This window comes from Pseudomonas sp. LBUM1669 (assembly GCF_059695705.1).
Genome location: NZ_CP166784.1, coordinates 1,619,984 through 1,645,292, shown reverse-complemented (window position 1 = coordinate 1,645,292; position 25,309 = coordinate 1,619,984). Strand labels below are relative to the sequence as shown.

The window sequence follows — 25,309 nt, the reverse complement described above, 5'->3', positions numbered from 1 at the left end:
GGTCAGAGTTCCAGCGTGATCTGGGCGCGCGGTCGAGTGCACAGGTGCAGTGGGTTGGACTGGGCTTCACCGGCCATGCCTTTCCCGAACTGCATCGGCTCGATCTTGCTGTAGTAGGGAATGCCCTGGGTGTTCACCGTCTCCATGTAGTCAGCCGGTGCGAACACGGATATGTACAGATCGGGCACGCCTTCCGGAACCAGCAACGCCTGATCGTCGTGGACGAAAGATACGCCCGCCACCTTGCCACGGTAGCGCTCCCAAGTGATGCCGCCGAATTCGAAACTTTCCCGAGCATCACCTCGAAGTGCAGCAGCTTGGAGCGTACCTTCATAGGTCTTAACGACCGATTTATGGGTGATCAGCTTGCTCCAAAAGTGCTTGCCGCAAAAGGCGCGAGAACCGGTACTGGTCACACTGCCAAGCGCATCTTCTTGCATATCCAGCGCGTCGAGGCACTTGATCCGAAGTTCCGTGCTCGGATCAGCCATGCCCATGGAAAGCCTCTGACGCTCTACGCCGAAGCGCTCGTACAAGTTCAGCAGCACCGTCGAACCGTCAGCGTCGAGGATCAGTCCATTGAGGGCGCCCATGCGCTGGAACTCATGCGTGGCATCCAACTGGCGACGGGCCTTGGCCAGCCGCGCGTTGACCACGTCCTGTACCGCTTGCAGTTCGGTTCGGGTTCCAAAGGCACGAATGCCCTGGATCTCATCCGCCTTGATGGTGAAGCGCTCAGGCAGGTGCACGGTGTTGAACGGGATCAGGTTGCGTTTGCTCGCAGCAACCACCAGACCAGAACCACCGCGCTCACCTGCAGGCACCAGCGCCAGGGTGTCACCGTCCTTTTCGATCTGCACGGTCAGGGTGGTGATGCCTTCCTCGCGGAACAGGCCCAAAGCACTGATGCGCCCTGGCAGGTACGGTTGATCATTGAGTGCTGCGGTCAGCGAGGTGACGGTGAATGCTTCGTCGTCAAAAATGGCGATATCGGCCATGGGTACTCTCCAGAAACGAAAAATCCCGCACGCGGCGGGATGCATATAAAGGAAGGAAACGTCTTAGCGGACGATCAGCGAATGTGCGGCCAAGGCTTTCTCGGCAGCCAGATCAAGGCCGGTCAAATGCGCTTCACTGACCTCAGCCAAACGCACGACGGCGCGACCTCGACGCACCACGTCGGATTCGCCAAGCGGGCCGTAGAGAATGGCGACAGCGCTTTCAGTGCCGTCCTCAGCAGTTGGGTTGTACGGCGCGAATTCGCCGGTGGCGGTCACCAGCCCGAGAATTTGTCCGGGCCACAATGCTGGACCCGCTGCGACATTGATCGCTTCGCGCGAGATCGTGCCGGCGCCCTCGGACAGCAGGAATTCACCTGCGTGCATCGGTTCCCGTTTGATGGTCATGCTCGTGCTCCTTTCGCGCCGTGCGCGGTTCCAGTTTGGGCCGCTTGGCGAGCAGCCCAAATCGAGTTGGGGTCAGGTTGTTTGGCCAGCACTTTGGGCGCTGGGTCGTCCGCCAGCGGCAGACTGTTGTCGATTTCGAAGCCCTTGCCGCTGGTGACAATCTTGTCGAACAAACGTGCGCGCACCGCAGCAGCATCCAGACCTGCCGCGACATACTCGACGCTGAATTCCGGCAGTCGCGCGGCCACGCAGAGATCGTTCACTGCCTTGGCGCGTGCTAGTCCGGCGAGAACAATCTCCTCGCTTTCGAGCTGGGTCGAACTGAGCAGCGGCTCGACCAAGTTGCTGATGCCCGCCGCCGTGCAGCGCTGGGTGATCATCAGTGCCAACTTGGCCGAGTCGACTACGGGCGGCACCAGCGGCGGATCCACAGGCTCAGGCTCCGGATCTGGCTCAGGAGGTTCGTCCAACTGGGCCAGCAATTCAGCCGGTGCGTTCTGGAATCGTTGCAGCACCGCGCCTTGGCCGAGGCATGCCTTGACCTTGACGCCGTCGCCGACTTCATCGGCCAGCCCCAATGCCACCGCTTCGTTGGCGGTCAGCCAGGTTTCAGCCGCTACCAGGCGCCGCAGCTCAACCTCGTCGATGTCCGGTGCCTTGGCCTTGTACGCCGCGATGATCGCTTCCATGGTCTGGTCGAGAACATCGGCTATCTTGCGGAAGCCTTCCGCATCACCGGCGGCGTAGGTCCACGGGTTGTGGATCATCAACATCGCGTTGGAAGCGATCACCACGCGGTGGGCACCGCACACCGCCACGCTGGCCGCACTCGCGGCCAGTGCATCGATCCGTCCGGTGCAACGCTCCCCCAGCCGCGCCAGCGCGTTGTGCATGGCCAGACCATCGAACAGATCGCCGCCAATGCTGTTGAACGCGGCGACCACCGGTGACACACCATCATCCATGGCTCGCAGATCCTGCACGAACTGATTGGCAGTGATACCCCATGCGCCGATCTCACCGTAGACGAAGACTTCGATCACTCGCTCGGTCGCCTCGCCGCTGGCATGCAATGCGTACCAGGTCTTGTCCTGAACCTCGACGCGTTTGCCTGCGCGGTTGTAAATGCGCGGTCGCGCTTGATTGCTCATGCTTGCTCCTTGTCGTCGTTGTCTTCGACGGCATCAAGGGTGTTGTAGTTGAGGCCCAGTTTTGTGGCCCGTGCCAGATCGGCGGCGTTTTCCAGATCGACCGTTTCGGCGTCGTAGCCGGTGCGCAAGACCATCTCGCTGCGAGAAGAGAACCCGGCCTGTACTTCCATCCGGCGTGCCTGCACGTCCTGAACCGGCTGGATATAGGCCCAGCCTTGTGGCACCCAACGGGTACGCAGGTACTGGCGGCGCTTCTGTGCGTAATCGTCCAGCACCAGGACACCCGACAGCACCGCCATGTCCATCCACGCAGCACGTACCGGACGGCAAAGCTGATGCACGTACACGCTGAATTGCAGTTGTTCCAAGCGGCGCCGAAACTCGTTGAGCACCACCCGCAGCGCCCGGTCGTTGATCCCGCGCATGTCGCCGGTGAGGATCTCGTACGGCGTGCCCGACCCCGCTGCTGCAGCCATCAGTTGCTGCCGCATGAAGTCCGGGTAGTTGTTGCCCGCGTCCGGCGGCTTGGAGAACTCAACCTCCTCACCAGCCCCCAGCTCCTGCATGGTGCCGGGTTCGAGCGCGACCATCGGGGTGAAGCCGTCGCGGTCCAGATCCAGCAAGGCGCCGGTGACGGGATCGCGTGGCGTCTGCCCCGACTCCGGCGCCGGCCGCTTGATGAAACCGGCGAACAGGTTGGCCACCTCTTGACGGAACAACACCGCGTCGTCGTAGTTGTCGAGACTGCGCAGGCGTTTGAGCACCGGCGACAATCGCGGCACACCACGCAACTGGCCAGGCTCGACCGGTTCAAAGATGTGCAGCACCTGCGCGGCGGGCACACGCACCAGTTGGTTGTAGCCCGCATTCAGGGAGGCCGCATCGCGCGGATGCGACAAATACATCCAGTACGCCACCCGCTTGCCGCCGGGGGTGAACTCGATGCCGGCGCGGATCACGTTGCCGGTTTTGGTGCTCTCGAATTTGTCGTGCGGCACGAACTCCGGTGCGAGGATCTGCAGTTGCAGGGGAACCGCCAAACCGTCATCCAGACTGCGAGGACGCAACCGGACGAAGCATTCGCCCGAGGTTTCCACCGTGCGCGCCACCAACGCCTGCTGGCCGTAAAAGTCCGTACGGTCATCCGCATCCGACTCGTCGACCCAATCTCCCCACAGCTCCTGCAGCAGTTTGCGCAGAGCATCATCGTCAGTCGTTGGCCGAGGGGTGATGCCCGTGCCGATCAGGTTGCTGACGCGCTTGTCGATGACGTTGAAGGCGTAAGGGTCGTTGCGAACCGCTGCCCGTGAGCGCGACCGCAGATTTCGCAGGGCCGGAGTGTTGATGCTGTTGATCCCGTTGTCGGGAGCGTCCCAGCCAGTAGAGCGGCGCCCTTCCCCTGCGCCTTCGTAACTGGCCTTGATGTTCGACGGCAGCACAAATCCGTTACGGGTCAGCGTGGGAAACTGTCGGGCCATCAGATCCCCTTCCCTGCGTGGTACAGCCGGACCACGCGCGAACGCGGTCCGGCAGCGTTGACCAGCGACGAACGAATCTCTTCGCGCGCCTTAAGCAGCTCATCGACCGTGCGGTATTCCACGGTGCGGTCGGTGTAGCGCACAGTTTTTTCACCGCGAGCAATGGCCGCCTCAACCGCGTCGAGGTGCTTTTTTGTAAAGGACATATCAGCGTCTCTTCAGGTAGCCGCTGGCAGAGCTGCGGCGTTGAGGGGATGCAGCAACCGGGCGCGGAGTCGCGGCCGGTGCGGCAGGTTGCGGTGCGGGTTGCGCGGTGACGGCGACAGATGTCGGTTGTAATGCAATGGCGACACGTTCGCCTTGAACGGGTTTGATGCTTGTGGCGTCGTCAAACAAGCCTGCCTGAGCCAACGACTGCCGAACCCGCTCCCAATCGTGTTCCTGATATCGATTGATGCCCAAGTAGTGAGCCATGGCCAGGCAGTACACCATCAGGTCGAGCGCTTCGTTACGCTCTGCTTTACCCTTGATCCACTCGATGCGTTTGTGACCGCGCACGTAACGAGCAACCTTGCGCTCGGCAACACACTGAGCGAAAAACTCGTCGGGTAAGTCGTTGGCAAAGTGCAACGATCCTGGCCCATCGGGGAACGGATAGCGGTTGTAGATCCAATCTTTGGCTGTATCGGTACCCACAAACCAAAGCTCTGCGCCGTTGCGTTCGGTTTGACCCTTCCAGGTCACATCAACCATGGACGGTCGCTGAGCGATCACCGGTCTGCCCGGCTTGCTCGCGCCCTTGATAGCGAAGATATTGCGCCAGCGACGGACGCGGCAGAACTGGTAAACCTCGTCGGTGTGGTGACCGCCGGAGTCAACGCCAGTGGCGAGAATCGCTAAACCGACACCGCAGGGATGCCGATATCGGGCCTTGAGTTTCTCGTCCAACACGGCCCAGGTGCGCTCGTCGGCCGGGTCGCCCCAGATGATCTGGTGATCCACAACCCAGCGTTCCATGCCGACGCCGAAGCCCATCACCATCAGTTCCAAACGGTTGGCCTGAACGTCGACAGCGCCGGTCAGCATCAGTACACCGACCGGCATCGTACCGAGAGTGTAGGTTTCGAGACGCGCCCGAGCGATCAGTACTTCGGCCTTGGTTTGCTCTTGCGCACTGTCCCAAACCTTGGCCAATCGAGTGTTGTAGAACACTTGCATCAGGCCCATATCGCCCTTGGACTGGGCCTTTTTCGCTTCCTCAAATTCCTCAGCGAGCGTGCCCCAGGTCATCCAACCGGTCGGTGAATACAAGGCATTGAGGTGAAAGCCGACCGTCTTGCCATCGCCTTTGCCGTGGGCACGCCACTCACCCCGGGCGAGCATATCGCCCTTGTGGTGCTCCTCGATCAGCACGTCGCATTCAGACGCCGCGCACTCGTAATGCGCGGTGCTGAAATCTTTGCTGTAGTGCAGCCGCTCCCATTCCAGCACCTGCATATGACCGCAGGTGGGGCATGGCACGTAGTAGTGTCGCTGGTCGCTGGATTCGAACAGATCGGCGATCCGCGAAGCGCCCTTGATCGTCGGCGAACTGGAGAAATAGATCTTGGCGTTGCGACCGAAGTTGGTCGCACGCGTCTCCGCCAGCGCGATAGGATCACCCTCCTGACCGACATCGTTCTCCCAACGATCAACCTCATCGCCGTAGATGTAGCGAGCCGACAGCTCCGACAGGTTAGCTGCAGAGCCGGCGGTGGTGACGTACAGCGAACCGCCTTCGAATTCCTTGGTGTCCATCGTGTTGCGCGCATCCCGCGAACGGGTCGCCGCGACACGTTCACGCAGAACGGGCGTGGCCTTGATGGTCTTGCTGATCCGACCGGAGACCCGCTTCGACAATCCGAGGCTCGGCAGCAGCGCCAGAATGTTGGAAGGCGCCATGTGGATCAGGCCGCCCATCCAGTTCAGGGCGATTTGGGTTTTCATCAACTGCGAGGCCACCATCGTGACCACGCGCCTGCAGGGGTGAGCCGGCGACAGGCAGCGCATTGGCTCTCGTGCATAAGGTGTCCGCGAGGTGCGGTACTGGCCTGGCTCAGGGGCGCCGGTGTCTCGCGGGATCCGCATGTACTCATCGGCCCACTCATCAATCCAGAGGTCTGGATCCGGGCGCAGTCCACGGAAATAATTCTCACGGTACACCTTTGCACCGTCAGAAAATTCCGTGTGCATGGGTTCAATCCGGTGTCAGGGCATGTTCAAGGTCTGCTGAAGAAAGGCGCTCGGCCTCTTCCAGCGTTTTACGAAACGTGGCCGCTAGATGTTTTTCGATCAGCCAAGGATCGGTCATGGTGGCAAGGTCGTGGGACAGCTGAGGCAGCGGCCCGAACAATTGATCGCGCAGCAGTCGGCCCGCGTCGTAAGCACCAGTCTCGACTGTTTTCTTGGATACCAAAGAACCCTGAGCCTTCAGCCGCTCAATCTCGGCAAGCATGGCCATGTTGTGCTCGCGCAGTGCGCGAGCCTTTTGGAAGTCAGGGAGCTTACCGTCGCCGTTAAGCACCTGCGGCGGCGCAGCCGTGGAAGTCGGCTCAGTCTGGGTCGACAGTTGGCTGTAAACGTCGCGCTGGATCCGATCCTGTTGGTGTCGTTCGGCGACGGCGGCCTTGCTCGGGTCTGCGGTGTCGCGAATCAGCGCTTCGGTGGCATGTACATCAACCTGTTTGCCGTTGGGCGAAAGCACCAGCCGGTTGTTGTCTTTCAGCCAGGTGATGTAACTCGGCGACCTGCCGAGCCGGGCCGCGAAGGCGCTCTTCGACAGGTAGGTTGGTTCTGTCATGAGCCCTCCTTTTTCAACGTATTTCAATGAATCCTTTCAAGATTTCAATGATTGAAATTTCAGTAAGCTGGGGAGCATGCGGCTAACAGGTTCCCGCGGGTTTCCGACCCCGTACCCGCCGAATACCCCCAGGGTCCCCGGCAGTTTTCGGCGCCCCGCCGCGATTCCTCACCCCTGTTCGCCGTTGGCAGGTGGCACTTCGGAAACGCCCAGCCGCTTGGCGGCCCAGCGCTCGTAAAGACCAATGGCGACATCAGCGCCGGCCATCGCAGTCAGGCAACCCAAGCTGCCGGCCGTCCAGATCGTCATGCCCGCGCCGATCATCAGCATCATCGCCGACACCCCGCAGACAATGCAGGCACCGGACCGAAGCGCAAGACGCCGCAACAATGCCCAGCCCCTCGCCCCGTCTTTATCTGCTCGCCACATTTCACCGGATACGCCACCGACTAATGCCAGGACGATCACTAACCAAATTGGCATCTCTGCCAGCGCTTGCTGCTCATTTGTCATGTTGTGCCTCAAGTGAAAGAGCGCGCTAAACACAAAAAGAAAACCCCGCCGGAGGGCAGGGTTTTCAGTGTCGCGGCGCTTGCCAGGACGGAGTGCACAGCACGTGCTCGGGGGAAGCGCCGAGGCGCAGAACTCATATCGTGGTGACTTTTTACCCCCTGAGTACGGAACCGAAAAGAGGGCATTTTCGGTTAACCGGCTCGACGCAACTTTGACGCAACTTTGAGGAGACTTTGAGGTAAAACGCCCCGACCAGCGGTTAGCCACTTACGTGCATCTTTGCGTTCGGCCAACACCTCAAAGAGTCGCACATGAAGACTGTGCACAAGGTCGTAGTAGGTTTGCTTTGCCTTGGACACATATCCCAGTTCATGCATTTGCGAAGGCCAGGTCGGTGCAGGGTCGTAGCCGTAGCGCAAGACCGCCAACTGTTGCAGCCTTTCTCCCCGCCCATCTTGTCGAGCGATCTCGGAAAGAGCCGCACCGATTTCCTGAGCAACTGCATCAGGCCCCGCACCTGCCCCCATGATGATCCGCGACCCGGGCGTGCCGCGCGGTGCACATCCGCCCCACTCCATGATCGTTGCCATCGGGCTACCCATCCCCCCCACCTCGCCATTACTCCGAAGTTGCTCGCCCCAGTGCTTCAGCAGCACTTCCATTGCCTCGATCATTGCCCGCCCCCCCGAAAAACCGAACCCAACACAGAAAACCCGTTACCCAACACAAACCCAACACAAATAAATCCCTTTAAAATCAATACTCTTATTAACTTTGAGTTGAGTGTGTTGGGTTTGTTGGGTTTTTCTGTCCTCGCATAAGAAAAAATGCTTACCGTTGTCTTCAGTGCAAATAACGTCACGCATGCGCGCCCGCGACGCCAAACCCAACACACCCAACACAACAGCCGGAAGCCCACGCAAACAAAGGACTGAAACTGTGTTGGGTAGCCAAAACCAACCCGACACACACCCGACACACCCAACACACTTTTAGGCGTAGTCATGCGGCAGCTGCCTTAATGTGATCCCAGCTGTCCACATTCCACCCTGCTAGCTTCGCGTTTGCTCGCCAGCTGACAACCACCGCGCCAAGCACGGCCGACTTCAGTGATGGGGGCGGGGAAGCATCCTGATCAACCGGAAAGAAGAACGCACCAAACTTGCGATTATTCCCATCGGTCCAAGGTATCGATCGCGTTTTCTCCACTTCGGAATTGATGAACAGCGAGAACTTCGTCTGACTCATCACGTGTTCCTTGTTGCGCTGACACCACTCCAGGAACAACGAGTAAAGGTCCGTGGAAAGACACGGCCCCCAGAGTCCCTGACCCAGCTCGCTGTATTTCCACAGGTGTAGGAACGTCTGCCAACCAGCCCGACTCAAGGCCACCAGCCGTTCACGGGCGTCAGTGGATGGCGGACGAGTTCGCTGATTGAAGTCGCCCAAATCAACCGACAACAGCCAGCCATAAAGAGCTGCGACACCGCCTTGCTCCAGCTCGCGGCCAATGGCTTTTTGGCGCTCCACCGGCAAAGTATCCAAAGGCCAGACAACCAACATCCGACGGTCGCTGTCACTGATCGGCCACGGCATGATCTCGTTACTCAAGAACACCGCGTTCATATGGTTGGATTCCTCCCAGCCGTTGATGAACTTGGATTCCATCCGCACCGTTTTGCCCGTCACCAGGTGTTTGATTTTGCCCACCTGGTTGTATCGCTGATCGCGGCTGACCACCTCTTCGAAAACAGCCCAAAGCTTCCGGCTTTGCCAGGCGTTGAAATTGCTTTCCAACTGAGTCTGTCCGACTGTCGCGGCGTACTGGCCGTACAACTTGCCCATGGTATCGGCGAAAAACAGACTCTTACCCGAGCCCTCCATGCTGGAGTGCATCAGCACAGCGGTATCCATCTTCGCGCCCAAATGCTGCAGCGGAAACGCCAGCCAGCGAGTCAACCAGAGCGCCGCATTTTCATCGTGGTTACATAGAAATGAGATCAACCACCGCAAGTTGGCACATGCGGCATCGTCCCTTAGCGGCTCCAGCGGCAAGCCATCAAAGGTATTGATGTAGATGCTCGGGTCCTTCGTCATCGTCGGGTCAAAAACAATGTGGTCAACGTCTACCACCCGCCGCTCGCTGCTGTTCAGCCACAATGGGTACGTGTCACCGAGGGCCATTTTCACGGCACCCTCGGCAACGCGGCGTTTCTTCTCACGATCCCAAACGTCCTTGGTGCCATCGATGTACACGTAACGCTCGGTTGGCGGCATCCCGAAGGCACCGCCCTTCTTGCCCGCCATCCGCCGCGACTGCTCGATGTCGCGCACATGGTCATCGGATATCAGCTTGCGGTGCTCGGTATCTTCCGCCCATTGTTTCGCCAGCGGCTTGCCGACACGCGCTTCGAACGCAGACTTCTTCATCACCCGTGACTGGTCGAAGTCCCACACGTGAGTGGTGCCTTCCACCAGCGCATACCGCCGCAGAATCTGTTCAAGCGTGAGTGCCTCCCCCGCCCCCCCGTCAGAAGCCGGAGCGGCCTCGCCGCCTTCGTCCGGCGTACAGCTCGGCTCGCTCGGGTCACCTGATGGGGTCGGGGGAAGATCACGCGGGTCCGGTCGCGAAGAATGCTGCATACCCAGCAATCGTGCGGCGTCCTTGACGGCCCGAGACTGGTCGCCACCATGCTGCAACAAACAGAACACCTCAAACGCGTCGTTCTGGTGCCCGTTCGCGAGTGGATCAGCGCCGTGGTGCGAATAGACCTTGCCATCATCACTGACCGTCACACCCGGCAGCCCGGTGCTGCTGTGTGGATACAGCCACTTACTGCCGCGCTTAATGTAGTCGTGGGCACGCAGCAGCTCTTCAACGTCGTGACTGCGATTGAACTCGTCGATCACCGAGGGTTTACCGGCTGCCGGTGGCGCACGCTTGATGACCTTGACCGGCGGTTTTTTCGGCTTTGGCGCCCATGGACACGCCGCCTCGGCATCGCGCTTGAATATGTCCCAGTTGTTCCAGATGGACAGCAACTCCGGAGTCAGCATCGGCAAGCCATCACTCACACTCGGCGGCGTGCGCCAGGTGTAAGGTTTACCCGTGTCTGGGTGGATCGATGGTGGCAATACATCCTGCACCAACCCACCGCGCAGCTCGAACACCGTAATGCGCTGGTATTCGTCCGCCTCAGCCCGCGCCTCGGCTTCACCCGCCGCATCACCGGCTTCCTTCGCAGCTTTTGCCTTGGCGATCAGCGCCTTGTGTATCGATCCGTCAGGATCTTTCTCGTTGGGCCACGCCAGCGAATGACGGCTTAGTTCAAGACCGTCAGGGACGCGGAACATAATACGAAAGCGTGCTGGGTTGCCCACCACCGTCGGAAACACCAACGCCATCGCATCAAGATCAATTTCCAGCTGGTCATAGAGAACATGGCGCGTCCACTGCACGTCATCGACGTCCAGGGAACAGATACGGCTGGGACCAAGCACAACACCAAGGTTGTGCTCAGGTTTCTTTGTCCAGAACGCCGCAGCCTTCGCCGAATCGGTGAAGTACCCACCCGGCTTGTTCCAACCCATCCCCTTCGGGCCTTTCTGACCTGGCTCAATCGGAACCAGCGCCAAACCAAACGTATCAACGTAAAACTGAGCCCAATCAGCAGTAGGCAATCGGTTGTCGTGATCAGTCATCTGCGCCGCTCCCGCAACCCCTGGCAACTGACACAGGTCTGGCAACCCTGAATCGTCTGCTGTCGAAGCAACGGGATTGGCTCATCGCAGTCTTCGCAGAATTGAGCGCTGACGCGATTTGAAGGGATACGGCGACTACGGTGAAGAGCAATGTCGAGCAGATATTGAGCTTGGTCGTTAGCGCGATCGATATCGTCAGCCATCTTTGCGATCCTCCATCGCCTGACGGGCACCCGCCATGATGCCGAGAATTCCACGGATCACATCAGCTCCGTGCTTCTCCAACGCGAGGACCTCATGAAGCTCCCAGACGTTGTCCCGGGCAGCTTCATGCATGCTCGATACGAACTCTGCAGTCTCACCCAAAACATTTCCAACCGCCTTCAGCGCTTCCGAGGTTGCTGGCACCGGCACTGGTTTGTACCAAACCACTCCGGCAGGGCGCATCAGCGCATCCAGCAGCAATGGATTGGCCGTCAGCCGGACAACTTCTTCCAGCTCGTCCGGCGTCAGCCAGCGGCGCTCTTCGTCGAGCTTCAGTTTCTTCTGAAGCGCGTCGTTATCCATGACCATGTCGAAAGCCAGGGCTGTGATGCCACCCCGATAATCACGCCCGGCGCGGTAAAGCGCATGACGCAGAGAAAGGACCGGACCAGCGTCCGGCAAAAGATCTGTGCGACTCATAACCGTAAATCCCCTGTTTACGGTGTGGCCGTAGAGTCCAACACGCTCTATTCTACGACCACGACCGATGTGCTGTGCGAATCGTGCTGTGCAGCACGGTTCATCGTTCCAGTCGGCCCAGGTGATTCTTATGGTGAGAGGTCCTGGGCCGACGCGCTATGTAGCGACTTGCATGTACCATGTGTAGCTCGTTGCTTCCGGCCTGGAGTTTCTTTGGTGAGAGGTTTCAGGCCGGTGTTTCAAGTGGCGGTACGGTATGTGCTGCGTACCACCACCGCTGGGCTGGAGGATTCTTATGGTGAGAGGCTCCAGACCAGCACCCTTTAAAGCTGCCTAACTCAGATCAGTTGCTTCTTTTTCACGAAGGTAAAGGCGCTCAATTGCCTTCCCCGTTTCGTAAGAAATCCCCGCCCCTTTACTTGCTCGATGAATAGTTGGCTGCGTTGATCCGACCTCATCTGCTATCGCTTTTTGAGAAAATCCTCGACCCGCTAGATAGGCAAGCATCTCCTGAATTGTCATGACTCTGCCCCAATGAACATTCGCATAACAAATCATACAAAAACGTATAACTGGGCGCAATACAATTCGCATAATTCGAATACGTATGGTACGCCGGTGAATATTTCAGAGCGTCTTCGCAACAAGATGCGTGAGCTTGGATTGAACGAGAGCCAGCTAAGTCGTAGGTCGTCGGTCCCACAGCCCACGATCAACAGAATTTTATCAGGCGAAAGCTCAAGCCCTAGAAAGCCAACTGTAGAAGCACTAGCCAGACCTCTGGGTGTCACCCCTGACTGGCTTCTTTTCGGCTCCGGAACCGAGGCGGCTAATACAGGCTCGCCAAGCGCAACGGACTACGCGTTGATTCCACAATTTACGGCGAAAGGATCCTGTGGATACGGTTACCTTAATGAACACGTCGAAACCACCGAGGGACTAGCGTTTAAGCGTGACTGGCTACATCGAATGAAAGCAAAACCCGAAAATCTATTCGTGATCTATGCCCACGGCGACAGCATGGAGCCGTACATTTTTGAGGGGGATGTTGTACTTTTCGACACGTCGCAGACTGAGCCGAGAGACAAACAAGTCTATGTAATCCGCCGACCAGATGGTGGCAACAGCATAAAAAGACTGACTCAGCAGCTCTCTGGTACCTGGGTCATAAGAAGTGACAACCAGGACAAAATAGCGAATCCAGACGAACCGGTCTCCGAGGAGGCCATTCATGAAATGCCAATTTTAGGTCGAGTCATCTGGAGAGGTGGCGGCGTAGGGGGCTAGCCTATTGCTTAGCCGTGCAGCTGTGATGACCAGAGCTGCACACTCCAAATAAACCCGCCAGAGAGCGGGTTTTTCTACGCCTACAATACTGATTATGCAAATACGCATTGACTCAAATTATGAGCATTCGTATAGTTTGCGTCGTACACCTCTCACCAAGAGTACGAACCATGCAAACCACACAGCACAGCAACACCCGCTGCCCTGTCTACCTGCACCCAGCAGCATGCAGCAGCCGCGCAGCAGTAGAAGCCATCCAGCGCCGCACCGGCCTACTGGTGATCACCGCCCCCAAAGGTTGCACCGAGGCCATCCAGGCTCTCAACAATGCCGCAGCCGATGACAGCCACTCGCCGATCGGGGGTGACGCGGCATGACGACACTTCTAATCGGCCTTGCTGGGCGTGCTCGCTCGGGCAAAGACACTGCGGCACAACACCTGGTGAACAATCACGGATTCCAGTCCTACGCGTTCGCTGATCCGTTGCGTGACGGCCTGATGCACATCCTCAACCTGAGTCCGTGTGACTTCGAAGGCGAGCAAAAGGAACAAGCGTTGCTATGGTTGGGACGCTCACCCCGCGAACTAATGCAGTCCCTAGGCACAGAGTGGGGCCGCGACAACGTGCACCCTGAACTGTGGCTGCTACTGGCCGCGCAGAACCTAGACCTACTGGCACGCACCCACGACACCGCACGTGGCTTCGTAGTCAGCGACGTTCGGTTCAACAACGAAGCGGACTTCATCCGTAAGCGCGGCGGTGTAGTACTTCACATGGATCGCGTGGTGGCATCACCCGTAAAAACGCACAGCAGCGAAAACGGAATCCAGATTGCTCCAGGCGACTTGCGGCTGAAAAACGATGGCTCCTTCGATGAATTGTTCACGAACGTCAACGACATCGTGGACACGCTGCACGCCCGTGCAGCAGTCGCCTGAGGACAGCGCCATGAACCGCACCCTTGACGAAACCGCCGCAGTGCTCGGACTCAAACCCCGGAAATTCCGCGAGCAACTGCGTGCGCTCCACGTGCTGACGCAAAGCGGCGACCTTGCCAGCCACCACCGTGGTGGCGGCAATCTGTTTTCAGATCCGCGCAGCGTCCAAATCGGGACCACCAACCTTTACAAGCATTACGCCGTGGTGATGGTCACCGAGGCTGGCGTGCAATGGCTGGTCAAGAAGCTGGGTATCACCATCACGCACAAGGACGCCGCCGCATGAAAACCAACTACTTCAATGCCTACACCCAAGCTCTCGGCGCCCTGAGACTGATCCCCATCTACCTGGACAGCCCGGGCGTAGTCAGCCGCGCAACACTGATCGGCGCCGCGAGCGAAGCGATTGACCTGCTGGACAGCATGCCTTGCAGCACAGTGGAACTGGCCGAGGTCTTTCGCTGTGTCAACAACGTGATTCAAGAAGGCCAAGTTGCCTATGTCACTCCGACCAACTCGCCCGAGTATCCATTCGGCGCCGTTGTCGCTGATGCAAAAGGCAACGTCTGCGCCGCCGGAATTGGCAAAAGCAAAGAAAGCCTCGCCGAACTGATCCGCCTCAAGTTGGTGCCCCCTGCGGAGGGGTTCGGGGAGGTCGCTGCATGAGCAATACCCTCGACCAGCTTCGCAAGCAGTTCGCCACACCTTGCCCGTCTCTGACGGCAGTGCGGGAACAGTACTTCTCGCACATCCGCACGGACCGTTACCTGCTGAGTGAGATCAAGGCTGGGCGCATTGCTTTGGTCGTGACACACCTGCACAGGTCAGTCCGGACTAAACCGGTGGTGTACCTGCACAACCTGGCCGCCTTCCTCGACGCCCAAGCGGAGGAGGAAGCAGCCTGATTCAACGGTGCCCCTGCCGTCCAGGGGCAGACAACATCCACTCAATGAGGCACAGCACATGAGCAAAGCTCGCCCCTTCATCGACACGTTACGGGACATCGAGGCCGGAGGCTTACTTGATGAACTAAGCGAAACCCAACATAGCCTGGTCGATGCCATCCGCCAAACCGGCAAGAGCGGTGAACTGACCATCAAGCTCACCTACAAACCTGATGGCAGCGGCCAGATGACTATCAAGGCCGACGTCAAAGCGAAGGAACCGATTCTGTCTCGCGGCACATCGCTGTTCTTCCTGACTCCCGAGGGCAACTTGACCCGCCGCGACCCACGACAACAGGACCTCCCGTTACGAACAGTCAGCGAAGACCCGGTACCGGAAAAATTGCGCCACGTAAGCCCGTAACGCCAGATTCGAAAACCTCTCACCACAGCAGCACCCAGCGGAGCACATCCAATGCAACAAGCCATTCAACAACTGGTCACCCTCGCACAGGCGATCGGCAAACCGATTGATCATCAAGGGCTGGCAGCACCCGTTTCCCTGCTTCCTGACGGCGTGGGCGTCCACTCCCTTGAGCACTTGCTACCGAACCCTACCCGCACGCGCCAGAAACTCACCGTGCTTGATGCCGAGTCCTTCATTGCATACGTGAACCGCTTCGCCGATGCCGCGACTGCAGTGTTCTGCAACGGCCCCGAAGGCCGAACCTTCTTGGCGGTCATCGACTACCACCAGCCCTCCGCCCCCGCCTGGCGCGACCACGTGGCCACGTACCGTTGCCCTACCAGCATCGAGTGGGGTCGCTGGAAAGAGAACGACCGCAAGCGCATGGATCAAGCAACGTTCGCCGAGTTCATCGAAGAGAACGTCAGGGACATCACCCAGCGCGCAAACGAAGCGAACGACCCAAGCCCTGCCGACATGCTGGAAATCAGCCGCACCCTGGAAGCCAAGAAAAACATCACCTTCCGCCAAGGCACCCGCCTCGACAACGGCCAGGTTCAACTGACCTACAACGAAGAAATCGACGGGCGTGCCGGCGAAGCAGGCCAACTGCGGATCCCGGAACAATTCTTCATCGCCGTGAAACCGTTCCTCGGCGGTGACGCTTTCTGCGTCCCTGCCCGCTTCCGCTATCGCATTCTGGAAGGTCGCCTGCAAATGTGGTTCGAGCTGGTGCGCCCCGACAAAGTGCTCGAAGAAGCCTACAACGCGGTCCGCCAGAAGATCCAGAGCGCAATCGGCGAAGTACCGCTGTACGAAGCCACCTTGTAACTAATCCCCCAAGTAACAGCCCGCCGCCAGCCTCTCACCAAAAATCCTGACGGCGGGCCCTACCGAGGTACACAGCACATGACATCAATTCAGATTTGCGCACTGATCGTTCTGATCGTACTTGTTGGCCTTACCTATTGGGCAGGCTATCGCGGCGGCCTGAACGATGGCCGCATCGAAGGTATCGACGAAGGCAAGGCCATTCAGCAATCAGATAGCTCAGGGACGATCAAGGACCTTAATCGATCGCTTGATCAGGCGCAGGACCACCACAAGCAACTCTACTCCCACTATGAGCGCGCATTGGCTGCCTCAAAACTAGGGGAACCAGAACGCCAGACTCTGCTGGCCATCGCAGAAAAACTGCGGATCGCGGCCGAGACATTCAGCGCATTCCGCACAGGCAAGAAACTCGAACGAGACGCTATTGCGCTCCGCGAACAGGCTCTCGCCATGGCAAGCATTCTGGAACCGGTAGCGCAGGAAAGTGCCGCATGACCGCACTTCGCCGAACAGTCCGGATACGCCGAGGACAGATGCCGCCCCTCGACCTGAACACCATCTGCGACAAGTGCAACAAGTCACGAGCGCATGGCAACCACCAAAAATGCAGCAAGCAGCGCCAGGCCGAAGGCATCTCCCGGCGCGCAGGGGAGAAATCACAATGAGCGCAGCAGAGAAACTCGACTTCCACATCACACCGGGCGCCTGGTTCCGCCAGGATCTGCTGTACCCAGTCTTCGGCCTAAGCACCGAAGCGGTTCGCAAATACCGCACTCGTGGCCTGTGGCTCGAGGGCAAGCACTGGCGTTACGACCCAGCCAACGTGATCGTCTACAACCGCGCGGCCATTGAGCGTTGGATGGAAGGAAAACCATGATCGACAAGATGCCGACCGGCGTTGAGATGAATGGCAAGCAGCTACGCATCTGGTTCATCTTTAACGGACAAAGGTGCCGGGAACCCTTGGAAGGGGTCTCGAAAGTCAACAAGGCCGCAATCGCCTATGCCGACAACAAGCGCCGTACCATCCTCGCGGAAATTAAAGAGGGCCGCTTCGACTACGCGGCCCACTTTCCGAACTCGCCCAGGGCTGCCATGTTCACGGGGACCGGCGGTCCTTCACTAAAGCGTACTGTGAAGGAAGGCATTGATCGTTGGCTGGAGGTTCAGCGCGCGCTCAAAGCTTCGAGCACCGTCGTCAACTACGTCAGTAAGGCTGTGCACGTCGAGAAGAAATTCGGCAAGCGTCGGATCGTCGACATCAGCAAGAGCGACATCGAGTTGTTTCAAGCGCAACTGCTCAAGCAAGGCCTGGCCCCGAAGACAGTGAACGACATTTTCACCGTCGTCCGTGGGGTCTGGGCTGATGCCTTCGGCGACGGCATCCTGAAAGCCAACCCGCTCGACCGCATCAGTAACGTCGGATCGGACGTCGACCTGGAACATGCCGACCCCTTCAGTCGCACCGAGATCGAGTTGATCGGCAAAGCGGATCTAGACCGGCGAGCTGACACCCGGATGATTGAATTCAACTGCTGGGCCGGACTGTCCCTGTCCGAGCTCATCGGGCTCGCCGTTGAAGACGTAGATCTCGAGGCCGGCCTGGTGCACGTTCGCCGGGCATTGGTCGTCGGCGAATTCAAAGTCCCCAAAGAACGCTCCAGGGTCCGAGTGGTCGAGCTGATAGACCCCGCCCTCGAACTAATGCGCGAGATAGTTGCCTCCACCAAGGAAGCAGTAGCCGAAGAGATCACCGTTATCCAGCGCGACAACATCACGTCCAAGAAGATGAAAGTCAGGTTTCTTTTCCGCAGCTCGACCAGCGATTTGCTCTGGAGCGGCAAGACATTAAGCAACTGGTTTACCGCCCATCTGAAAAAGGCAGAGGTCCGCCACCGCGGTGCGAACCAGTGTCGCCACACCTTTGCCAGCCAGATGCTGTCGAGTTACGTTCCGGTCGAATGGGTGGCCCGGCAACTCGGGCACGCCGACACAACGATGGTGCGAAAGCATTACGGGAGATGGATACCGAAGGACACCAAAAGCATGGCGGGTATCGTGTCGAAAATGCTGGGGTTCAGGGAATGACATGAAAACATGGCCCGGCTAGCGTCCGCCGGGCTGTGTCGTCAAGAAAGAACTTCAAACTCAGTAGAACTCATCATTGCTTGCCCTGCTGGCAAGCGCCCTTTCAGCTCAACGAGAAATCGTTGATTCAATGGCGCCGGGGCTGCGTTAACCTTTTTCACAACCGCACTTAAATGTTCCTGATCGTCACTTTTCCTAATCGAATGTAAATCAGGCAGCAAATAACGTGGGACATAACCAATAATTTGTGGCTTATCAATGGTTTGCAACTGAATAGCCCAACCGGTAGCTGGATTGTTAGCCTCAAAGCAAATTCTCAGCTTCTCGCCTCCGACAAGATTATTCATGGCCAAGCTCGAGGACTCATGCATGAATCTACTGCCATGGATAAAGAACCGACAAACAAAATCACCTTCTGGAGACGTAGTCAGAAGCGGAAAGATCTCAAGGCTATCAGTCTGCCTCGCCCCACCTGAAATAGACAAGATTCGAAACGGATCTGCCTTGTCCTCCAGGTCCATACGTTCAACAATTTCCGAAAAGTCCGAGCGCCGTGGATTTGGGATCCGATTCGAAAACACTGAAAAAAGCTCCGGCGAGGTATATACCTCACTCATCTCCGGAAATGCCTCCAGCGGACTGAATCCGGCGACTGACTTTGCAACTTTTGCCCCTTTCAAATAGCGAAAGGTATAAAGCTCATGACCATCATCAGCTCGGTCGAGGCGGCCAACTGGAAACCAACTGGCTTTCGGTGGCGTAGCGGCGTCCACCGTGTACCCGGATCTCCATGCAAGAAATAAAGTGTTCATCGTCTGATTCCTGTCAGCTCACGGTAGGTATACCTAAGTAGGTCTGCGGTAAATTCCCGACATGGCTGTTCAATGTAGCCATCAGGAATCTCGTCTAACAACCTACAGAGCTCTTCAATATCAATCCTCGAAAGCCGCTCAAGCCATGGCTCGATCATTTCTGGCCATTCGCCATATGCCAACCTGAGCAGTTCTAGAGGATTAGTCCCTTTTGACCCAGAGGAATTCCAATAAATCGCTCCCCTAGCCTTATTTACGTACCATTCGCCTCGGTTAGCAAGACCGGATCGCAGCCAAGAATCAATCTTGTCCGAATTCAACTCACGTCCAAGCGAGGAAGCATGATCGAAGGATGGACCAATACAGTGCTTTACGCCATTCTGCTCCCGCGATCGAAACACGCACCAATTCTCATGATGCCTATCTACGTTCACGATCAGCGCATCCAAAATAATCATGCCGCCTATTGCGATTGCTGCCTCGACCTTTGCGTCGTGGTTCGGCATCAGCGAATCGACTGTACTCAGAATATTCTTAAGCGTGTGTGTGCTGAGCCCATAATTTTTGGCTTGGTCGTATCCCTGAATGGCACCAGCAAGCAATTCGTTACCGTGTACCAGTTCAACCCCGTCGACAAGCTCACTGAATTTCCGACTCAAGCAACCAGGCTGACCGTTAAAGCACGCTAGCTCGACATCAGCACATGGTATGCCAATAACTTTAGCTATCTCGCTTGCCAGCTTTTCAGACCAGTGCTCTCCAGCAAACACATGACCGGAAACCCTGGAGTGCTTGAACAGCCAAATGTCACCGTCTGGAGGGATGGATACCCAAAATTTGGTTTTTGTACCCATCCATTCTTCATCGACAACCCAATCTTCCTGGACCTCGATAACCTTGTACATGTATCCGCAGATTCCTTTGCGTGGGTGGTCGACAGCCACGCAATTTACATGATTGAACGCAATATAAAAGAGCTTCCCCTAATAAGCGATCAATGGCTAGACAAAGGTCTCACCTACCCGGAGTACGGCGGTCTAGGACGGTATGGGGGGCGACATTTTTGCCCTAAAAATGCCCTAAACGATATGACAGAAACGAAAAAGCCCCTGTAATCTTCAACGATTACAGGGGCTTAGTCTTGTTCAATAATGGCGGAGAGATAGGGATTCGAACCCTAGGTACCGGTGAAGGTACAACGGATTTCGAATCCGTCCCATTCGGCCACTCTGGCATCTCTCCAACGGCGCGCATCATAACAACACTTTCGCCGGAAGCGAACCCCCTAAGCGAAATTTTTCCGTGCTATCAGATGCTTGCGTCGATTAAAGCGGTACGCCCAGACGATTGGCGACTTCTTCGTAGGCTTCGATGACGTCACCGAGGCCCTGACGGAAGCGGTCTTTGTCCATTTTCTTGCCGGTGGCCTTGTCCCACAGGCGGCAGCCGTCCGGGCTGAATTCGTCGCCCAGGACGATGGAACCGTCGGAGAACACGCCGAATTCGAGTTTGAAGTCGACCAGCAGCAGGCCGGCGTCGTCAAACAGTTTGCTCAGGACCTCGTTGACCTTGAGCGACAGTTCTTTCATGCGAACCAGTTGCTCGGCGGTGCCCCAACCGAACGCCACGACGTGGGATTCGTTGATGAACGGGTCGCCCTTGGCGTCGTCCTTCAGGAACAGTTCGAAGGTGTAAGGATTGAGCTTCATGCCTTCTTCGACGCCCAGGCGCTTGACCAGGCTGCCGGCGGCGTAGTTACGCACGACGCACTCGACCGGGATCATGTCGAGTTTTTTTACCAGGCATTCGTTGTCGCCCAGCAGTTTGTCGAACTGGGTCGGCACGCCGGCGGCTTCGAGTTTCTGCATGATGAAGGCGTTGAACTTGTTGTTCACCATGCCTTTGCGGTCGAGCTGCTCGATGCGCTTGCCGTCGAACGCCGAGGTGTCGTTGCGAAACAGCAGGATCAAGCGGTCAGCGTCGTCGGTCTTGAAAACCGATTTGGCTTTGCCGCGGTAGAGTTCTTCACGTTTTTCCATGATGGGCTCCGCTTGCTAAGTAGGTGGGCTAGGCGATGTGTCGCCAGTCGAGCCCTGAATCTTGATCGGCCAGTTGCAGCCAGTCCGGGTCGCACCCGAGGGTGTCGACAAAACATTGCCGGGCCAGCTGCGGCAGGTTGTTCTTGCTGCTCAGATGGGCCAGGACCAGGTGTTGCAGGCCTTGCCAGCCCAACTCAGACACCAGGAATGCCGCCTGGTGGTTGTTCAAATGTCCCAATTCACCACCCACCCGCTGCTTCAGGAAGTACGGGTAGTGACCGCGAGCCAGCATGTCACGGCAATGGTTGGACTCGATCATCAACGCATCGAGGTCCCGATAGCCGTCCAGCACCTTGTTGCAATACGAGCCCAGGTCGGTCAGCAGGCCGAAGCGCCGCTCACCGTCGCTGAAGACGTACTGCGTCGGTTCCTGTGCATCGTGGGCCACAGCAATGACGCCGATGCTCAGTGCGCCGATCTGCAGTTGCTCGCCGCCAGCCAGAAGGCCAGCCGGTTCAATCGGTTTGCGCATCCCGCGCAGGGTCCCGCGACTGAGGTAGACAGGCAGATTGTAGCGCCGAGACAGCAAACCCACGCCATGCACGTGGTCGGCATGTTCGTGGGTCACGAGTATCGCGCTCAGCTGCGCAGGGTTCACACCCAGGCGCAGCAGGCGTTTTTCGGTTTCCCGCAGGGAAAAACCACAATCCACCAGCACATACGTGTCAGCGCTGGCTATCAGCGTGCCGTTCCCTTGGCTACCGCTGCCGAGAACGGCAAAACGCATGTGATCAGCCCAGGTTGTCCTGAATCACGCTCAACACTTTGCGCGCCACTTCTGCCGGCGCCACGGTGTTGATGTTTTTCTCGACGGTGACCTGGACGTTGTCGCCTACCTTGCTCAGGCGAACCTGATAACGCTCGGCACGGGCTTCAACTTCTTCCTTGCTCGGCGCGCTGCCGAACAGGCTGCTGAGGAAGCCAGGCTTCTCGTCTTTCTTCTCGGCTTTTTCGGAGAGGTTGATGTAGTACAGGCCCAGGCTGCGGTTGATGTCTTCAACGCGCCATTCGCCCTGTTCCAGCGCACGACCGACGCTCGACCAGGCACGATCCAGGTCATTGCCGACGTTCAGAACCGGGTTGCCGCTACCGTCTTCGCTGAGGCTGACACGACTCGGCGTATCGAAATCACGCGAAGCCAGCATGGAAACCGAACCGCCCTTCTCCGAGATGCGGCTCATGCTCGCGAGCATGTCGTCGACCAGTGCTGCGTCCAGGCCAGTGTTGACCGAACGGTTGGTGAAGGCCACGTCGGCCGTGCTGCCGGCAGGACGCTCGGCGCTGACCACGTAGATTTCGCTGGTGTTGCGCTGAACGCCTGGCTCGATACGCACTCGAACGCGGGTTTCGCTGTCGGTGCTGACGCCGGCGGCGCTCAGGCGCTTGGCCATCGCTGCCGACAGTTCGTCGGAACGCTGCCAGGTGGTGGTGAATTCACCGGTTTGCGGCTTCTGTTCGTCCAGACGGAAACCGTTGTCCTGGAAGAACTGTACAGCCACTGGCCAGGCTTCGGCGGGTGGATTCTGGGCCAGGATCGAACGCGAATCACCGCTCTTCTGCAGCGAGTAGGCGCTGGCGTCAGCCGATGCCGACAGTGGCTGCGGACGCGGCACGATGTATTCGCCTTTGGCGGTGTCATCAGCCACGTTGCGCGGGATCGGCAGCAGCGGATCCAGACGTTTGGCGGTGCTGACATCCGTTGGCAATTGCATAGGTGCAGTCTGTTGCGCTTCCAGGTAATCGCTACCACGGTCACGGAAATAACCTTCCGGGCCCCAGACCCATCCACAGCCACTGGTGCTGGAGATAATCAAGGCAAGTGCGGAAAGTCCGGCCAATCGCTTCATGCGTAGTGCTTCCTCAATTAAACCAGTACGCCGGACTGGCGCATGGCCTGCCGCAGCGGTTCGTGACAGGCAGCGCTGAGCCAGGTGAGCGGCAGACGGATACCGTCCGGCATCAAGCCCATTTCATGCAGCGCCCATTTCACGGGGATAGGGTTGGATTCGATAAACAGGGTTTTATTGAGCGGCATCAGCTTTTCGTGAATCGCGCGGGCCGTGACGGCGTCGCCTTTCAGGGCAGCGTTGCACAGGTCGCTCATGTCGCGCGGGGCGACATTGGCGGTGACCGAGATGTTGCCTTTGCCGCCGAGCAGGATCAGCTCGACTGCGGTGGCGTCGTCACCGGAAAGCACCAGAAAGTCTTTGCTGACGCCATCGATGATGGCTTTGGCACGGGCCAGGTCGCCGGTGGCTTCCTTGATGCCGATGATGTTTTTCACGGTCGACAGGCGGATCACTGTCTCGGTCAGCATGTCGCAGGCGGTACGGCCCGGCACGTTGTACAGGATCTGCGGGATGTCGACGGCTTCGGCGATGGCCTTGAAGTGCTGGTACAAGCCTTCCTGGGTCGGCTTGTTGTAGTAAGGCGTAACCAGCAGGCAAGCATCGGCGCCGGCGGTCTTCGCATTGGTGGTCAGCTCGATCGCTTCGCGTGTCGAGTTGGCGCCGGTACCGGCGATCACCGGAATGCGCCCTGCCACCTGCTTCACCACGTAACGAATCACTTCGATGTGCTCGTTCACGTCAAGGGTGGCCGATTCACCTGTAGTGCCGACGGCCACGATCGCGTGGGTGCCGTTCTGCAGGTGAAAGTCCACCAGTTTGCTCAGGCTGTCCCAGTCGAGACGACCTTGTGCATCCATGGGTGTGACCAGTGCCACCATACTGCCCGCAATCATGCAACCGCTCCTGCCGGAAAAAGAGAGCCGTAATGGTACTGGCGCCAAGATGCTTGTACAAGCGAAGTACTGCGCTGCTGCCATTCCCCTTGGCGCTGCTTTTCGCTACCCTTCAGACTTTGATCGGTACTGATAAGCTCGCACGTCGGGTTTCAGCCTCCATTTTCGGCATCACAAGCCCCGATCCAGCGTTGCCACCCCTCGCTTCTGCCTTGATGGAGCACGGTGCAACCTTCGGCCCGGGTTTTCTGAATTCGCATCCGCAGGCTCGCCCCCGGTAGTAAAAGCCCGTAAAAGTATCGACCGCTCATCGCTTTAGGAATGCTGCATGTCCACCCCCACAGTTCGCGAACAATTCCTTGTCATCAGTGCCCTCGGCGCCAACCCCATGGAGCTGACTAACGTCCTGTGCCGCGCCAGCCATGAAAACCGCTGCGCCGTGGTCACCTCTCGCCTGACCCGTCATGGCGAGTGCAGCGCGTTGGTCCTCGAGATCTCCGGCAGCTGGGACGCCCTGGCTCGCCTGGAAGGCAGCCTGTCGGGCCTCGCCAAGAAGCACGCATTCACCGTGAATGTGGTGCGCAGCGCGGCGTTGGAGAATCGTCCCCAGGCCTTGCCTTACGTCGCTTATGTCAGTTCGGCCTATCGTTCGGACATCATCAACGAGCTGTGCCAGTTCTTCATGGACCACAACGTCGAGCTGGAAAACCTGACCTGCGACACGTATCAGGCGCCGCAAACCGGCGGCACCATGCTCAACGCCACGTTTACCGTGACTTTGCCGGCCGGCGTGCAGATCAGCTGGTTGCGTGATCAGTTCCTGGATTTCGCCGACGCGCTGAACCTGGACGCACTGATCGAACCGTGGCGCCCACAAAACCCAATGTAAGGAAGCTTTCATGGCCGTTGCAATCGACCAACCGGTTGCCGACTTCGAAGCACCCGCCACCAATGGACAGACCGTCAGCCTCGCGGGCCTTAAAGGCAAGCAAGTGGTGATCTACTTCTATCCGAAGGACAGCACGCCGGGCTGCACCACTCAGGGCCAGGGTTTTCGCGATCAGCTTGATGCCTTTAAAGCGGCCAACACTGAAGTGTTTGGCGTTTCACGCGACAGCCTGAAATCCCACGAGAACTTCAAGGCCAAGCAAGCGTTCACCTTCGAGCTGATCAGCGACAAGGAAGAAGCGCTGTGCCAGTTGTTTGATGTGATCAAGCTGAAGAAGCTGTATGGCAAGGAATACATGGGCGTTGATCGCAGCACGTTCCTGATTGATAAGGATGGCGTGCTGCGTCAGGAATGGCGCGGTGTGAAGGTGCCGGGGCATGTGGATACAGTGTTGGCGGCTGCACAGGCGTTGAACAAGGCCTGAATTTATCGGC

Annotated in this window: 32 protein-coding genes and 1 tRNA gene; 13 read left to right on the top strand and 20 right to left on the bottom strand. The window is 58.1% G+C overall.

Annotated elements, in window-relative coordinates:
• Nucleotides 1-2 precede the first annotated feature (2 nt).
• From ACA051_RS07610 to ACA051_RS07550, 13 genes are all read right to left on the bottom strand, one after another.
• The gene (locus ACA051_RS07610; RefSeq protein ID WP_497374208.1) at nucleotides 3-998 is read right to left on the bottom strand and encodes a major capsid protein; all 996 of its coding nucleotides are present in this window, start codon (nucleotides 996-998) and stop codon (nucleotides 3-5) included.
• Nucleotides 999-1,061: 63 nt separating this feature from the next.
• Nucleotides 1,062-1,406, bottom strand: coding sequence for a head decoration protein (locus ACA051_RS07605; protein WP_497374206.1), 345 nt, complete (start codon nucleotides 1,404-1,406; stop codon nucleotides 1,062-1,064).
• The gene (locus tag ACA051_RS07600) at nucleotides 1,403-2,557 is read right to left on the bottom strand and encodes a head maturation protease, ClpP-related (RefSeq protein WP_497374204.1); all 1,155 of its coding nucleotides are present in this window, start codon (nucleotides 2,555-2,557) and stop codon (nucleotides 1,403-1,405) included. The genes ACA051_RS07605 and ACA051_RS07600 overlap by 4 nt, the downstream gene beginning before the upstream one ends.
• Nucleotides 2,554-4,035 (bottom strand): phage portal protein, encoded by a 1,482-nt coding sequence (locus ACA051_RS07595; protein ID WP_497374202.1) that lies wholly within the window; start codon nucleotides 4,033-4,035, stop codon nucleotides 2,554-2,556. Before ACA051_RS07595 ends, ACA051_RS07600 begins: the two co-directional genes overlap by 4 nt.
• A complete protein-coding gene (locus ACA051_RS07590; RefSeq protein WP_083352349.1) occupies nucleotides 4,035-4,241 on the bottom strand; it encodes a phage head-tail joining protein in 207 nt (68 codons plus the stop codon). The genes ACA051_RS07595 and ACA051_RS07590 overlap by 1 nt, the downstream gene beginning before the upstream one ends.
• A gap of 1 nt (nucleotide 4,242) precedes the next feature.
• On the bottom strand, nucleotides 4,243-6,267 hold the full coding sequence (locus ACA051_RS07585) for a phage terminase large subunit family protein (protein ID WP_497374200.1): 2,025 nt from the start codon (nucleotides 6,265-6,267) through the stop codon (nucleotides 4,243-4,245).
• A gap of 4 nt (nucleotides 6,268-6,271) precedes the next feature.
• Nucleotides 6,272-6,874 carry a terminase small subunit gene (locus tag ACA051_RS07580; protein WP_497375523.1) on the bottom strand — a complete coding sequence of 201 codons (603 nt, stop codon included), beginning with the start codon at nucleotides 6,872-6,874 and terminating at the stop codon, nucleotides 6,272-6,274.
• Nucleotides 6,875-7,042: 168 nt separating this feature from the next.
• Nucleotides 7,043-7,387, bottom strand: coding sequence for a phage holin family protein (locus tag ACA051_RS07575; RefSeq protein ID WP_475266051.1), 345 nt, complete (start codon nucleotides 7,385-7,387; stop codon nucleotides 7,043-7,045).
• A 191-nt stretch (nucleotides 7,388-7,578) separates the two neighbouring features.
• Nucleotides 7,579-8,061 carry a hypothetical protein gene (locus ACA051_RS07570; protein WP_497374198.1) on the bottom strand — a complete coding sequence of 161 codons (483 nt, stop codon included), beginning with the start codon at nucleotides 8,059-8,061 and terminating at the stop codon, nucleotides 7,579-7,581.
• 328 nt (nucleotides 8,062-8,389) lie between these two features.
• Nucleotides 8,390-11,089, bottom strand: coding sequence for a bifunctional DNA primase/polymerase (locus tag ACA051_RS07565; RefSeq protein ID WP_497374196.1), 2,700 nt, complete (start codon nucleotides 11,087-11,089; stop codon nucleotides 8,390-8,392).
• Nucleotides 11,086-11,292: a TraR/DksA C4-type zinc finger protein gene (locus tag ACA051_RS07560; RefSeq protein ID WP_290023711.1), complete on the bottom strand. Its 207-nt coding sequence runs from the start codon at nucleotides 11,290-11,292 to the stop codon at nucleotides 11,086-11,088. Before ACA051_RS07560 ends, ACA051_RS07565 begins: the two co-directional genes overlap by 4 nt.
• Nucleotides 11,285-11,773 (bottom strand): phage regulatory CII family protein, encoded by a 489-nt coding sequence (locus tag ACA051_RS07555; protein ID WP_497374193.1) that lies wholly within the window; start codon nucleotides 11,771-11,773, stop codon nucleotides 11,285-11,287. The genes ACA051_RS07560 and ACA051_RS07555 overlap by 8 nt, the downstream gene beginning before the upstream one ends.
• 333 nt (nucleotides 11,774-12,106) lie before the next feature.
• Entirely contained in the window at nucleotides 12,107-12,295 is a 189-nt protein-coding gene (locus ACA051_RS07550) for a hypothetical protein (protein WP_497374191.1), read from the bottom strand.
• 12 nt (nucleotides 12,296-12,307) lie between these two features.
• Between ACA051_RS07550 and ACA051_RS07545 the strand changes: the two genes are divergently transcribed.
• The 11 genes from ACA051_RS07545 to ACA051_RS07495 all read left to right on the top strand — a co-directional run bounded on the left by ACA051_RS07545 (nucleotide 12,308) and on the right by ACA051_RS07495 (nucleotide 18,272).
• Nucleotides 12,308-13,060, top strand: a complete 753-nt coding sequence (locus tag ACA051_RS07545) for an XRE family transcriptional regulator (protein WP_497374189.1) — start codon at nucleotides 12,308-12,310, stop codon at nucleotides 13,058-13,060.
• A gap of 170 nt (nucleotides 13,061-13,230) precedes the next feature.
• Nucleotides 13,231-13,437: a hypothetical protein gene (locus tag ACA051_RS07540; protein WP_497374187.1), complete on the top strand. Its 207-nt coding sequence runs from the start codon at nucleotides 13,231-13,233 to the stop codon at nucleotides 13,435-13,437.
• Nucleotides 13,434-14,000, top strand: coding sequence for a deoxynucleotide monophosphate kinase family protein (locus ACA051_RS07535; RefSeq protein WP_497374185.1), 567 nt, complete (start codon nucleotides 13,434-13,436; stop codon nucleotides 13,998-14,000). The genes ACA051_RS07540 and ACA051_RS07535 overlap by 4 nt, the downstream gene beginning before the upstream one ends.
• Before the next feature lie 10 nt (nucleotides 14,001-14,010).
• The gene (locus ACA051_RS07530) at nucleotides 14,011-14,286 is read left to right on the top strand and encodes a hypothetical protein (RefSeq protein ID WP_497374183.1); all 276 of its coding nucleotides are present in this window, start codon (nucleotides 14,011-14,013) and stop codon (nucleotides 14,284-14,286) included.
• On the top strand, nucleotides 14,283-14,666 hold the full coding sequence (locus tag ACA051_RS07525) for a hypothetical protein (RefSeq protein WP_497374181.1): 384 nt from the start codon (nucleotides 14,283-14,285) through the stop codon (nucleotides 14,664-14,666). Before ACA051_RS07530 ends, ACA051_RS07525 begins: the two co-directional genes overlap by 4 nt.
• Entirely contained in the window at nucleotides 14,663-14,905 is a 243-nt protein-coding gene (locus tag ACA051_RS07520) for a pyocin activator PrtN family protein (protein WP_221106803.1), read from the top strand. The genes ACA051_RS07525 and ACA051_RS07520 overlap by 4 nt, the downstream gene beginning before the upstream one ends.
• 58 nt (nucleotides 14,906-14,963) lie before the next feature.
• The gene (locus ACA051_RS07515; RefSeq protein WP_497374179.1) at nucleotides 14,964-15,308 is read left to right on the top strand and encodes a YfdP family phage-associated protein; all 345 of its coding nucleotides are present in this window, start codon (nucleotides 14,964-14,966) and stop codon (nucleotides 15,306-15,308) included.
• Between the two features lie 51 nt (nucleotides 15,309-15,359).
• On the top strand, nucleotides 15,360-16,181 hold the full coding sequence (locus tag ACA051_RS07510; protein ID WP_497374177.1) for a YfdQ family protein: 822 nt from the start codon (nucleotides 15,360-15,362) through the stop codon (nucleotides 16,179-16,181).
• Between the two features lie 78 nt (nucleotides 16,182-16,259).
• Nucleotides 16,260-16,679: a hypothetical protein gene (locus ACA051_RS07505; protein ID WP_497374175.1), complete on the top strand. Its 420-nt coding sequence runs from the start codon at nucleotides 16,260-16,262 to the stop codon at nucleotides 16,677-16,679.
• Between the two features lie 166 nt (nucleotides 16,680-16,845).
• A complete protein-coding gene (gene xisR, locus ACA051_RS07500) occupies nucleotides 16,846-17,061 on the top strand; it encodes an excisionase family protein (RefSeq protein WP_008036021.1) in 216 nt (71 codons plus the stop codon).
• Nucleotides 17,058-18,272, top strand: a complete 1,215-nt coding sequence (locus ACA051_RS07495; protein WP_497374172.1) for an Arm DNA-binding domain-containing protein — start codon at nucleotides 17,058-17,060, stop codon at nucleotides 18,270-18,272. Before xisR ends, ACA051_RS07495 begins: the two co-directional genes overlap by 4 nt.
• A gap of 41 nt (nucleotides 18,273-18,313) precedes the next feature.
• Here the strand turns inward: ACA051_RS07495 and ACA051_RS07490 are convergent, their stop codons facing one another.
• From ACA051_RS07490 to dapA, 7 genes are all read right to left on the bottom strand, one after another.
• Complete coding sequence (locus tag ACA051_RS07490) at nucleotides 18,314-19,084, bottom strand: HIRAN domain-containing protein (RefSeq protein ID WP_497374170.1); 771 nt, start codon at nucleotides 19,082-19,084, stop codon at nucleotides 18,314-18,316.
• Nucleotides 19,081-19,989 (bottom strand): HipA domain-containing protein, encoded by a 909-nt coding sequence (locus ACA051_RS07485; RefSeq protein WP_497374168.1) that lies wholly within the window; start codon nucleotides 19,987-19,989, stop codon nucleotides 19,081-19,083. The genes ACA051_RS07490 and ACA051_RS07485 overlap by 4 nt, the downstream gene beginning before the upstream one ends.
• Before the next feature lie 247 nt (nucleotides 19,990-20,236).
• Nucleotides 20,237-20,326: transfer RNA gene (locus ACA051_RS07480), tRNA-Ser, on the bottom strand.
• Between the two features lie 83 nt (nucleotides 20,327-20,409).
• Nucleotides 20,410-21,123: a phosphoribosylaminoimidazolesuccinocarboxamide synthase gene (gene purC / locus ACA051_RS07475; RefSeq protein ID WP_008034929.1), complete on the bottom strand. Its 714-nt coding sequence runs from the start codon at nucleotides 21,121-21,123 to the stop codon at nucleotides 20,410-20,412.
• Between the two features lie 28 nt (nucleotides 21,124-21,151).
• Entirely contained in the window at nucleotides 21,152-21,910 is a 759-nt protein-coding gene (locus ACA051_RS07470) for an MBL fold metallo-hydrolase (RefSeq protein ID WP_008153089.1), read from the bottom strand.
• A gap of 4 nt (nucleotides 21,911-21,914) precedes the next feature.
• Nucleotides 21,915-23,030, bottom strand: coding sequence for an NlpB/DapX family lipoprotein (bamC, locus tag ACA051_RS07465; RefSeq protein ID WP_497308933.1), 1,116 nt, complete (start codon nucleotides 23,028-23,030; stop codon nucleotides 21,915-21,917).
• A 17-nt stretch (nucleotides 23,031-23,047) separates the two neighbouring features.
• Entirely contained in the window at nucleotides 23,048-23,926 is an 879-nt protein-coding gene (gene dapA / locus ACA051_RS07460) for a 4-hydroxy-tetrahydrodipicolinate synthase (protein ID WP_010462253.1), read from the bottom strand.
• A gap of 328 nt (nucleotides 23,927-24,254) precedes the next feature.
• Here dapA and ACA051_RS07455 point away from each other — a divergent pair, with 328 nt between their 5' ends.
• Both ACA051_RS07455 and ACA051_RS07450 read left to right on the top strand, forming a co-directional pair.
• Nucleotides 24,255-24,815 carry a glycine cleavage system transcriptional repressor gene (locus tag ACA051_RS07455; RefSeq protein ID WP_045058768.1) on the top strand — a complete coding sequence of 187 codons (561 nt, stop codon included), beginning with the start codon at nucleotides 24,255-24,257 and terminating at the stop codon, nucleotides 24,813-24,815.
• 10 nt (nucleotides 24,816-24,825) lie between these two features.
• Entirely contained in the window at nucleotides 24,826-25,299 is a 474-nt protein-coding gene (locus ACA051_RS07450; RefSeq protein WP_497308932.1) for a peroxiredoxin, read from the top strand.
• Nucleotides 25,300-25,309 lie beyond the last annotated feature (10 nt).